Origin of the sequence: Pandoraea sp. PE-S2R-1, from assembly GCF_002179865.1 — a bacterium.
GTDB lineage: Bacteria > Pseudomonadota > Gammaproteobacteria > Burkholderiales > Burkholderiaceae > Pandoraea.
In genome coordinates this window covers 66,130-77,848 of sequence record NZ_NGUR01000017.1, presented here as the reverse complement: position 1 = coordinate 77,848, position 11,719 = coordinate 66,130, and the positions used below count along the sequence as shown (strand labels likewise).

Sequence of the window (11,719 nt, the reverse complement as noted above, 5' to 3'; positions counted from 1 at the left end):
TTCGCAGGCGCCTTTGCGTCCGTGGGCCTCATCGCCCGGACCTCCCCGGCAATTCTTCCACCTCCGGCTCGAACCTCGCGTGTTGGATAACTCGAGTGATACGTGCCCGACGCTCTGCGCATTCGCATTAGCGGCGGGTGGGAGTCGTTTTCATGAAACGCATGTTGTTCAACGCCACGCAGCAGGAAGAACTGCGCGTGGCCATTGTCGATGGGCAAAAACTCATCGACATCGATATCGAGACGGCCGGACGCGAACAGCGTAAAGGCAACATCTACAAGGGTGTCATCACCCGTATCGAACCCTCCCTCGAAGCCTGCTTCGTCAATTACGGCGAAGGCCGCCACGGCTTCCTGCCGTTCAAGGAAGTCGCTCGCGCGTACTTCCGCGACGGCGCCGATGTGCGCAATGCGCGCATTCAGGATGCCCTGTCCGAAGGTCAGGAACTCATCGTTCAGGTGGAAAAGGAAGAGCGCGGTAACAAGGGCGCAGCCCTGACCACGTTCATCTCGTTGGCCGGCCGTTACCTCGTGCTGATGCCGAACAACCCCCGTGGCGGTGGCGTGTCGCGCCGCATCGAGGGTGAAGATCGTCAGGAACTGCGCGAGACGATGGGGCAGCTCGAACTGCCCGAAGGCATGAGCATCATCGCCCGCACGGCCGGTATCGGCCGCTCGGCGGAAGAGCTCCAGTGGGACCTGAACTACCTGCTGCAACTGTGGCACGCCGTCGAAGGCGCCGCCAACACCATCGAACTGCCGCGCGACTCGGCGCTGATCTATCTCGAATCGAGCCTGGTCATCCGCGCCATCCGTGACTATTTCCAACCGGATATCGGTGAAATTCTCATCGATACGGAAGAAATTTCCGAACAGGCCCGCAACTTCATGCAGGTGGTCATGCCCGACCATCTCAATCGCGTGAAGCAGTACCGCGACGACGTGCCCCTGTTCTCGCGTTTCCAGATCGAACACCAGATCGAAACGGCTTACTCGCGTCAGGTGCCGCTGCCCTCGGGTGGCGCCATCGTGATCGACCACACCGAAGCACTGGTGTCGATCGACGTGAACTCGGCACGCGCCACGAAGGGTGCGGACATCGAAGAAACCGCCCTGCGCACCAACCTGGAAGCTGCCGACGAAGTCGCGCGCCAGTTGCGTCTGCGTGACCTCGGCGGCCTGATCGTGATCGACTTCATCGACATGGAGTCGGCCAAGAGCCAGCGTGAAGTCGAACAACGTGTGAAGGATGCGCTCAAGCACGACCGTGCCCGCGTCCAGATGGGCAAGATCTCGCGTTTCGGCCTGATGGAACTCTCGCGTCAGCGCCTGCGTCCGTCGCTCTCGGAAGGCACGCACGTGACCTGCCCGCGTTGCAACGGCACCGGCCACATCCGCGACGCCGAATCGTCGGCACTGCAAGTCCTGCGCATCATCCAGGAAGAAGCGATGAAGGAGCACACGGCAGCGATTCACTGCCAGGTGCCGGTCGAAGTCGCCGCCTTCCTGCTCAATGAAAAGCGTCAGGAAATCAACAAGATCGAAGCGCGCTTCAAGGTTGGCGTGCTGCTGATCCCGAACAAGCACCTCGAGACGCCGCATTACAAGCTGGAGCGCCTGCGCTTCGACGACCCGCGTCTGGACGCGCCCAAGGCCAGCTACGCGCTCGCCGAGGAAGCCGCCCGCGCATCGGAAGACGATCCGGCCGGTTACAGCAAGAAGAAGGAAGACGTGCGTCCGCGTCAGGAAGCCGCAGTCAAGGGCATCACGCCCGAGCAGCCGGCCCCGGCAGCGCAGCCGCGCCCGGAACCGGTCGCCGCAACGCCTGCCCCGGCAGCCCCGGCAGCCCCGGTCCGCAGCGGTGGTTTCATCGGTTTCGTGAAGCGCTTGCTGGGCCTTGAGCCTGCCGCACCGGCACCGGTGAAGGACGAAGCCCCGGCCAAGCCGGCAGCACGTCCGCCGCGCGAGCGTCATGATCGTCCGCATCAGCAAAACCGTAATCGCCGCGGCAACGCCCGTGACGAGAACAAGACCGGCAAGGACAACGCGGGCCAACCGGCACGCGAAGGCCGCGCAGCGCGTCCGGAACGTGCCGAGCGCACGGACCGTAACGAGCAACGTGCCGATCGTAATGACCGCAATGATCGCAACGAACGCGGCGACCGTACGGAGCGCAATGAGCGCACCGAACGTAACGACCGCAATGAGCGTGGCGATCGTAACGAGCGTCAAGAAGGCCGCGACAAGCGCGAGCGCGACGATGCACAACGTCAACCGGCGCAGGAAGTGCGCGCTGAAGACGGTCGCGAACCGCGTGAAGGCCGCGAACGTGGCAACCGCCGCGATCGCAACCGCCGTCAGACCGAAGGTGCCGAGGGTCAACAAGCTGCGGCTCCGCAACGCGCGGCGCAAGTGGCTGCCCCGCTGAGCGCTGGTGAAGACGCCGAGTACGATCAGCACGACCGTTTGGCAGCACAAGGTGCGCAAGCCGAAGGCGCCCAAGGCGTGGCCGGTGACGAGAGCGAACAGGCGAACGAAGAGCGTCGCCGCAGCCGTCGTCGTGGTCGTCGTGGTGGCCGTCGTGAACGCGAAGCCGGTGAGCAGCAACTGCATGCTGACGGCGAGCAAGGCGAAGGTTCGGAAAACGTGGGCAATGCTGGTGATGCAGGTCATGCAGGCAGCGCAGCATCGGAATACGCTGCGACGCCGGCAGTGACGGAAGAGCGCGCTGAGCATGTGGCACCGCAAGCCGTTGCACCGGCAGTCGTAGCGGCCGCCGCCACGGTTGCTGCCGCACAGGTTCACGCCGAACCTGCGCAGGCACCCGCTCAGACGTTCCAACCGGTTGAAACCAAACCCGCCGTCGCAACGCCGACGCTGGAGCAGGTGCAAACCCAAGCGGCCCCGGTCGCCCCCGCAGCGCCGGCAGTGGCCGTCGCAACGGTGAGCGAAGCCGCCCCGGTGGCAACGCCGGAAGTGCCGGTGCAAGTCGTGACGCAACCGGTCACGCCGGTCGCTCCGGCCGCCCCTGTCGTGCCCGTGAACGTTGCGCCGCTGCCCGCCGTGGAAGCTGCCGCACCGATCGTGCCGCCGGTCAGCACGCCGCTGCCGGCAGCAACGCCGGCCCCGGCACAACCGACGGTACCGGCCGAAGCACTGACCGAAATCGCCGCAACGGCCGCCAGCGCCAGCGCGCCGGTGGAACCGGTGCCGGTGCAAGTGGCCCCGGTGGAAACTGCCAAGCCGGTAGAAGTAACCACGCAAGCGCCCGCCTACGTGGCACCGACCGCCCCGGCACAGCCGGAAGCGGCCGCTGCGGTCACGGAAGTCGTGACGCAGAAGCCTGTGTCGGTCAGCGCGACGCCGGTTGTGGAGCAAGGTGCGTTGGAAAGCACGCTCCAGAGCGTGGGTCTGGTGTGGGTCCACACCGACGCCGACAAGCATCGCGCAGCCAAGGAAGCCGCGGCGCAAGCCGCACCGGCACCGCGCGTGCAACGTCAGCGTCGTACGGCAGCACCGGTCAACACCGGCCCGATGGAGCAAGTGGAAACGCAGACTTCGTCGGATCACGGTGCCTGAGATCGCATGACGTTGTCCTGACGAGGGCGATACTGCATCGGGTAACGGAAGCAATATCGGCCAACGTCAGGCAACTGCCGTGACGCCAAAAAAGGGGGCTTCGGCCCCCTTTTCCATTGGTGACGCCCACAAACGCAAAGACATAGCGTGGCAGCGACTCACGCGAATATCGGGACATCCTCGTGTTGTCCCGACTTGTGCGTGCGACGCACTGCCCGTATCGTGATGCCTGACACTGGCTTGATGTCCCGCATCGAACTGGTTGCTGCCCGAACGCCGGCGCGACGGTAATTCCGTCCAAAAATCCCGGTTTCGGCGGCGAACATGCCAATTCGCTAGAATGGAGACGCAAGCCAAGGCCCCACCATGACCGAAACGATTATCCGACTCACCGATCTGCGCACCGACGCGCGATATGCGACGCATACGCCGCAGATCCCCGCACAAGTGCGCACAGCCACCGGCCATCTTCAGGATGCGCTGGCCAGGCCGCTGCACGATCTGCGGATTTCGGTGACCGATCGTTGCAACTTCCGCTGTGTGTATTGCATGCCGAAGGACGTGTTCGACAAGGACTACACCTTCCTGCCGCAATCCTCCCTGCTTTCCTTTGAAGAAATCGAGCGTGCTGCGCGCCTGTTCGTCGAACATGGCGTGGAAAAGCTGCGTCTGACGGGCGGCGAGCCGCTGCTGCGCAAGCATCTGGAGCGTCTCATCGAGATGCTCGCCCGCCTGCGCACGCCCTCGGGCAAGCCGCTCGACATCACGCTCACGACCAACGGCTCGTTGCTCAAGCGCCGGGCCCAGTCGCTCAAGGATGCGGGGCTGACGCGTGTGACGGTCAGTCTGGACAGCCTTGACGACACGATCTTCCGCCAGATGAACGACGTCGACTTCCCGGTCGTCAATGTGCTCGAAGGCATTGCCGAAGCGCAGCACGTCGGTTTGGGGCCGGTGAAGGTCAACATGGTCGTCAAACGCGGCACTAACGACGGCGATATCGTGCCGATGGCGCGCCATTTCCACGGCAGCGGCGTCGTACTGCGCTTTATCGAATACATGGACGTGGGCACCTCGAACGGCTGGCGCATGGATGAAGTGCTGCCGTCGGCCGAAGTGATTGCCCGCCTGAACGAAGCCTTACCGGTCGAACCGCTCGAAGCGAACTATCCCGGCGAAACCGCCCAACGTTGGCAATATCGCGATGGTGGCGGCGAAGTCGGCGTCATTTCGTCAGTGACGCGTGCGTTTTGCGGCACTTGTTCGCGTGCGCGACTGTCTACGGAAGGCAAGTTGTACCTGTGCCTGTTCGCGAGTTCGGGTTACGACCTGCGCACGCTGTTGCGCAACGGCGCGAGCGACGCGCAGATTTCGACCGCCATCGGCGATATCTGGCACGATCGTACCGACCGCTACTCGGCCTTGCGCACGGCCGCGACGGGCTTGCCCGAAGATGCGCCGCCGAAAGTGGAAATGTCCTATATCGGCGGATGATCACCGGCAGCGGGTGTGGTGCCCCCGATGCGCAACATGCGTCGAATGCCCCCGACACCACGAGATACCCCGAGACACCACGCCACGCTGCCCGAATCCGAATTCCTGAACTCAACTCATGATTGCTGCTGCCCCGGACGCTAGTTGCGCCCGAGACTCTTTCGCTTTGCCTGCACGTGTGGGCGCAACGTCGCGCCGTACGACGACACCCCCGGCGACACGCCCACGCCGCCTTCGCCTGCGCACGGTGGCCATCGGACTCGCCACGCTGGCGATGCTTTGCGTGGTGTGGATGCCATCGCTGGCCCATGCCGATTGCGACCCGTCGGAGCGCGAGATCGCGAACCATCTCATCACCTATAGCGGTCAACTCGGCGAGCGCAATCCACTGCGGCTCGTACTGCGCACGTCCTCGGGCGGCAAGCTCGAAGGCCGTTACGCGAACGCCTCGTCGCAGAGCGACACCGTGCTTACCGGCAAGCTCGAGAACAAGTCACGCCTGCACCTGACGGAATTCGACGCGGGCGGCATGCCGCGTGCCACGTTCGAGGGCGAATTCGCCTCGCACGACGACATCAACCGCCAGCGCGGTGGCGCCTCGGGCAGCTGCGAAGTGATCTCCGGCCAATGGAAAGACCTGCGCAACGGGCGTACGGTGCCTTTCGAGCTGGCGATGTCGAACATTCAGACCGGCAAGATCGATCACCTGTACGGCGCGGCCGGTGCCAACGACGACGAGACGATCAATCGCGCGGCGGGCATGTTCCGCAAGGGCGTGCTCGACGATCGACGCGATGTCGTTGCTCAATCGATTCGCTATCCCGTGCGCGTGTCGCTGCGCGGCAAGACGCTGATTCTGCGTAATCCGAAGTCGCTGCTGGCGCGCTACAACGAAATCTTCACCGACAGCTACGTGCGCGCCATCGGCGCCGCCGTTCCTCGCCTGATGTTTGCGCGCGACCAAGGCGTGATGCTCGGCGACGGCGCCGTCTGGTTTGACGCCACCGGACGCGTCATCGCACTCAACCGTTCATAACGGAAATCTCATGCCTAACCCGCCCATTGCCCGCGACGCCATTACCGGCCTGATTCTCGCGGGCGGGCGTGGGCAGCGCATGGGCGGACGAGATAAAGGGTTGCAGCTTTTCGACGGACAGCCGTTGGCAGCGCACGTGCTTGCGCGATTGCAGCCGCAAGTCGGCACGCTGCTGATCAGTGCCAATCGGAATCACGCAGCGTATGCAGCGCTGGGGGCCGACGTCGTCTCCGACGAGACGCAGGATTTCGCGGGGCCGCTGGCCGGCATGCTCGCCGGGCTGCGCGCCGCCAAAACTGAGTACGTGCTGACAGCACCGTGCGATTCACCACTGTTGCCGGACGATCTGGCGGCACGCCTTGCCGCAGCGCTTGTTGCTCCCGGTGCTCCCGACATCCCCGCCTCTGCCGATCCGGCCGTCGATTCGCTATCCGCAGAGGACATTCCGCCCCAAGCGGCGCCATCGCAAACCTCGTCAGCCCCCGTATCCTCACCGCTTGCCCTTGCCGCCTACGCCGTGACCTCGGAAGGTCCGCATCCGGTTTTCGCGTTATTGCATCGTTCGCTGGCCGACGATCTGGCCGCGACACTGGCCGCGGGCGAGCATCGCGTGAGAGCGTGGCTGGCACGCCACAAGGCCGTACAAGTTCACTTCGGCGATGAGCGTCCGTTTTACAATGTGAACACGCTTGATGAGCTCCATACCGATACGCCGCGCGCCCCCCGGGATTCCGGGCACTGACTGACGGGCACAGATGCGGCCCGACCCGCCGCCATCGCCCGATGTCCGATGACGACGCCATACCGATGACAACACTGAACGAAGCCCTGGCCGGCTTGCCGGCGTACGACCCTGACGACATGACAGTCGAGTTGGCGCGCACGATCATTGCGCGTACCGCCCAGCCCGTCGCCGCTATCGAACAAATTGCCGTACGCAGCGCACTGGGTCGCGTGCTCGGCCGCGATGTCATCTCCCCGCTCGACGTTCCCGCTTTCGAAAATGCCGCGATGGATGGCTACGCCTTCTCCGGCACCGCGCTGGCCGCGGGCGGCAAGGTGCGTTTGCGCGTCGCGGGCCGCTCGTTTGCCGGACGCCCTTTCGACGGTGTCGCAGGCGCGGGCGAATGCGTGCGCATCATGACGGGCGCGCTGCTGCCTGCCGGTTGCGACACCGTCATTCCTCAAGAACAGGTGCAACGCGAAGGCGACACGGAAATCGTGACTTTCGCGGCCGACGCCGTCACGCCGGGCCGCCATGTCCGCCATGTCGGGGAAGATCTTGCGACCGGTCAACCGGCATTGCTCGCGGGCAAGCGCCTGCGCCCTGCCGCGCTCGGTTTGCTCGCCTCGCTCGGCATCGCCGAAGTACCGGTGCGTCGACGCATTCGTGTCGCGTTCTTCTCGACCGGCGACGAACTGCGCTCGGTAGGCGAACCGCTCGTGCCGGGCAATCTCTACGACAGCAATCGCTACACGCTGTACGGCATGCTCCAGCGCCTCGGTGTCGAGATTCTCGATCTGGGCGTGGTGCGGGACGATCCGCAAGCCATTGAAGACACGTTGCGCACCGCTTGCCGTGACGCCGACGCGGTGATCACCTCGGGCGGCGTGTCCGTCGGTGAGGCCGACTACACGCGCGAAATGATGACGCGTCTGGGCAATGTCGTTTTCTGGAAGATGGCCATGCGCCCGGGCCGTCCGTTTGCGTTTGGCGAACTGGAAAGCGACGGTCATCGCGCCCTGCTTTTCGGGCTGCCGGGCAACCCCGCAGCCGTGATGGCGTCGTTCTACCACCTGGTGCGCGACGGACTCTTCAGCCTGATGGGTGCCGAGCCGCAAGCCACGCCGCGCCTGCCCGTGCCGACGACAAGCGCCATTGCCAAGCGCCCGGGCCGCACCGAATTCCTGCGCGGCATTCTGGCCGCCGATGCGCAAGGCCGCTGGCAGGTCACGGTGGCCGACGCGCAAAGCGCCGGCATCCTGCGCACGATGAGCGAAGCCAACTGCTTCGTCACGTTAGACACGTCACGCGGCAATGTCGCAGCGGGCGAACTGGTCGACGTGATCGTATTCGACGGACTGGTCTAGGGTCCGGGTCGACGCGAGTTTCGAAAGACAACACACCGAAATACCCGCACGCAGGCTGCACATCGACAGCCTGCTTTACACAACAAACCTGCAAACACACACGCGCAATGACAATCCGCAAACAGATCACTTACATCAGTCCCGGTCAGACGGCCAAAGCGCTGGTACTGGTCTACCTCACCTTCAGTATTCCGCTGGTGCTGCTCGCGTTTCTGGCGGCATTCCTGCGCTACGGCGATCTGCCGGGCCTCGCGTTCATTTCCGCCTTGGTCCTGAACGCCATCCTCGGCTTCGTGCTGCTCTGGATCGCCTGCCATGCTTACAACTGGGTGGCCGAGCGTTTCGGCGGCATTGAGATCGCGCTCGGCGACGTGCCCGACGAAGAAGACGAGTGACGTCCTGCGCACGCCGAAATCCCCGAACATTCCGACTGACGAGATTCCCACTATGTCCTTGAACCTGCGTGCGGCCACCCCGAACGACGTCGATGCCATTCATGGCTTGATGCGGGAATTGGCCGTCTTCGAGAAGCTGCTCGATATTTTCGAAGCGACACCGGCCAGCGTGCATGACGCCTTGTTCGGCGCCACGCCGGCGGCGGAATGTCTGATGGCGGAATGGGATGGCAAGCCGGTTGGCTATGCGCTGTTCTTCCACAACTTCTCGACGTTTCTCGGACGCCGTGGTCTGTATCTGGAAGATGTCTACGTGCAGCCGACGATGCGCGGCAAGGGTGTCGGACAAGCCTTGCTTCGACGCCTGGCCCGCATCGCGGTGCAGCGCGGCTGTGGACGCTTCGAATGGACGGTGCTCGACTGGAACCAGCCGGCGATTGATTTCTATACCGCGCAGGGCGCGACGGTACTGCCGGAATGGCGTGTCGTTCGCATGGCGGGTGACTCGCTCACGCAGTTTGCCGAAGGCGACGCCTGACGCGCCTCCGGCCCGGGGCTTTCGAACCTATGGGCTTGATGTGAGCTGATGGGCTTACGGCCCAGAAGCTCACTCCTCGTCAGCCCCGATCTCCACACCCAGCAACTGCGTCGCCTCTTCACCCGGTAACGCTTCGACAGTTTTGAGCTTGCGCGCCATCTGACGCGTACGCACTTCCGCCTGATCGATCGAACGCGTCACCGTCTCCAGCTGTGACTTGGTTCGGGCCAGCACATCACCGAACTTGGTGAATTCGGTCTTCACCGCGCCCAATACCTGCCAGACCTCGCTCGAACGTCGCTCGATGGCGAGCGTGCGGAAACCCATTTGCAAACTGTTGAGCAACGCCGTCAGCGTGGTCGGTCCCGCGACCGTTACGCGGTACTCGCGCTGGAGCAGGTCCGACAGCCCCGGACGGCGCAAGACTTCTGCGTAGAGTCCTTCGGTCGGCAGGAACAGCAAGGCGAAGTCCGTCGTGTGCGGCGGCGCCAGATACTTCTCGGCAATGGTCTTGGCCTCCAGACGAATGCGCGTCTCAAGGGCCTTGGACGCTTCTTCCACCGCGACCGGATCTGCCCGTTCCTGTGCGTCGAGCAGACGCTCGTAGTCCTCGCGCGGAAACTTGGCATCGATCGGCAGGTACACCGGCGTGCCGCTGTCGCCGTTCTGGCCCGGCAGCGCGATGGCGAATTCCACGCGCTCGCTGCTGCCCGGTTTCGTGGCCACGTTTTTGGCAAACTGATCCGCCGTCAGCAACTGTTCAAGCAGCGCCTGCAACTGCACTTCGCCCCAGATACCGCGCGTCTTCACGTTCGTCAGCACGCGCTTGAGATCGCCCACACCGGCCGCGAGCGTCTGCATCTCGCCGAGTCCGCGGTGCACCTGTTCCAGTCGATCCGACACCAGCTTGAACGACTCGCCAAGCCGCTGCTCCAGCGTCGCGTGCAGCTTCTCGTCCACCGTGCGGCGCATCTCTTCGAGCTTCGTCGAATTGTTGACCTCGATGTCCTTGAGCTTTTGTTCGAGCGTCGCGCGCACTTCACCAAGACGCCGCTCGTTACCCTCGGCCAGTTGCGTCAGTTGCTGATGCTGTGCCTCGCCAAAGCGACGCAGCGCCGAGGTCTGTTCTTCGCGCATCTGCTGGCCATTGAGCACAAGGCTCTGGCGCACCGCGTCGAGTTGGGCTGCGTTCGATTCGGTCAACTTCGCCAACTGCTGCGCAAAGCCATCGATCTGATTGTTCTGCACCGTCGCCACGCTCGTCATCTGCGCGGCAAGCGTCTGCTGAAACTGCGCCATCTGCGCGCTCTGCTCGCCTCGCCCGGCACGTGCCGTCTCCGCAAACTCCTGACGCAGGCCGCGCTCACTACGTTCGGCCGCGCGCAGAATGTCATCACGCGCGTTCGTGAGCGAATCGACGAGCGTCGCGCGCAGGCCGGCATCGCCATTGCGTTGCCACACCTTCACGGCGATCACGATCATCACCAGCAGATTTAGCGCTGCCAGCGCTACCAACACCATCTCCACACTTGCCTCCTTAGGCCTTACGCGCGGCGGGGTTGAGCAGGCAGGGCGGTTTGCCCGGCGCCGATCCGAACCCCAACGCGGCAATCAGGTTATCTGCTGCCAGACTCGCCATTCCACGGCGGGTTGCGGCCGATGCGCTCGCGATATGCGGCGTCAGCACGACATTCGGTACGTTGAGCAACTCGGGATGCACACTCGGCTCACCTTCGAACACGTCGAGCCCTGCCGCCGCAATTCGCTTGCTGGCCAGTGCCTGCGCCAGTGCCGCATCGTCGACGATGCCGCCCCGCGCCAGATTCACAAGCGTGGCCGTCGGTTTCATGGCGGCGAGCTCCGCCGCGCCGATCGTGTGGTGCGTTGCCGCTGAATAGGGCAGCACGAGAATGACGTGATCCGCCGTCGCCAGCAGCGTGTTCTTGTCGACGTATGACGCCTTGCACGCGGCCTCGGTGGCGGCATCGAGACGCGAGCGGTTGTGATACACCACCCGCATATTGAAGCCCATTGCACGACGCGCAATCGCCTGTCCGATGCGTCCCATGCCGATGATCCCGAGCGTGCTGCCGTGCAGGTCGGCCCCCAGGAACATGTCGTAGGCCCACTTGTTCCAGTGGCCCTCACGCAGCCAGCGCTCCGACTCCGTGACACGCCGAGCGGTGGCCATCAACAGCGCCCAACCGAAGTCCGCCGTCGTCTCGTTGAGCACGTCGGGCGTATTGGTCGCCATCACGCCAGCGGCGGTCATCGCTTCGATGTCGAAGTTGTTGTAACCCACCGCCATATTGGCGACCACCCGCAAATGCGGTGCCCCCGCGAGCACCGACGCATCGATACGCTCGCTCGCGGTCGTGATCGCGCCCGCCTTGTCGGCCAGGCGCGCGCGCAACTCGTCGCTTGAATACACGGTGTCGGCGTCGTTGCGCTCGACCTCAAAGTACTGCGCCAACCGTTCGATCACGTCCGGAAAAATGGCGCGGGCCACCAGAATCTTCGGTTTCACCTATCGTCTCGCAGGAGTTGGCCGCTCATCACATGACAACGCTACGGCGCCTTGGCGTCA

Annotated in this window: 9 protein-coding genes; 7 read left to right on the top strand and 2 right to left on the bottom strand. The window is 64.1% G+C overall.

The window, feature by feature from the left end; all coding sequences use genetic code 11:
* The first annotated feature begins 152 nt into the window (after positions 1 to 152).
* From CDV44_RS24265 to CDV44_RS24235, 7 genes are all read left to right on the top strand, one after another.
* Complete coding sequence (locus tag CDV44_RS24265) at positions 153 to 3,578, top strand: Rne/Rng family ribonuclease (protein ID WP_087691255.1); 3,426 nt, start codon at positions 153 to 155, stop codon at positions 3,576 to 3,578.
* 366 nt (positions 3,579 to 3,944) lie between these two features.
* On the top strand, positions 3,945 to 5,072 hold the full coding sequence (gene moaA, locus CDV44_RS24260) for a GTP 3',8-cyclase MoaA (RefSeq protein WP_087691254.1): 1,128 nt from the start codon (positions 3,945 to 3,947) through the stop codon (positions 5,070 to 5,072).
* 166 nt (positions 5,073 to 5,238) lie between these two features.
* On the top strand, positions 5,239 to 6,108 hold the full coding sequence (locus tag CDV44_RS24255; RefSeq protein WP_141118803.1) for a hypothetical protein: 870 nt from the start codon (positions 5,239 to 5,241) through the stop codon (positions 6,106 to 6,108).
* A gap of 10 nt (positions 6,109 to 6,118) precedes the next feature.
* Positions 6,119 to 6,850 (top strand): molybdenum cofactor guanylyltransferase MobA, encoded by a 732-nt coding sequence (gene mobA / locus CDV44_RS24250; RefSeq protein WP_087691252.1) that lies wholly within the window; start codon positions 6,119 to 6,121, stop codon positions 6,848 to 6,850.
* Positions 6,851 to 6,915: 65 nt separating this feature from the next.
* A complete protein-coding gene (gene glp, locus CDV44_RS24245) occupies positions 6,916 to 8,199 on the top strand; it encodes a gephyrin-like molybdotransferase Glp (protein WP_087691251.1) in 1,284 nt (427 codons plus the stop codon).
* Between the two features lie 113 nt (positions 8,200 to 8,312).
* Positions 8,313 to 8,594: a hypothetical protein gene (locus CDV44_RS24240; protein WP_170936111.1), complete on the top strand. Its 282-nt coding sequence runs from the start codon at positions 8,313 to 8,315 to the stop codon at positions 8,592 to 8,594.
* A 52-nt stretch (positions 8,595 to 8,646) separates the two neighbouring features.
* Positions 8,647 to 9,132, top strand: coding sequence for a GNAT family N-acetyltransferase (locus CDV44_RS24235; protein ID WP_087691249.1), 486 nt, complete (start codon positions 8,647 to 8,649; stop codon positions 9,130 to 9,132).
* Between the two features lie 69 nt (positions 9,133 to 9,201).
* On the opposite strand, the gene rmuC is transcribed toward CDV44_RS24235, so the two are convergent.
* The gene (gene rmuC / locus CDV44_RS24230; protein WP_087691248.1) at positions 9,202 to 10,653 is read right to left on the bottom strand and encodes a DNA recombination protein RmuC; all 1,452 of its coding nucleotides are present in this window, start codon (positions 10,651 to 10,653) and stop codon (positions 9,202 to 9,204) included.
* Positions 10,654 to 10,669: 16 nt separating this feature from the next.
* Entirely contained in the window at positions 10,670 to 11,659 is a 990-nt protein-coding gene (locus CDV44_RS24225) for a D-glycerate dehydrogenase (protein ID WP_087691247.1), read from the bottom strand.
* Positions 11,660 to 11,719 lie beyond the last annotated feature (60 nt).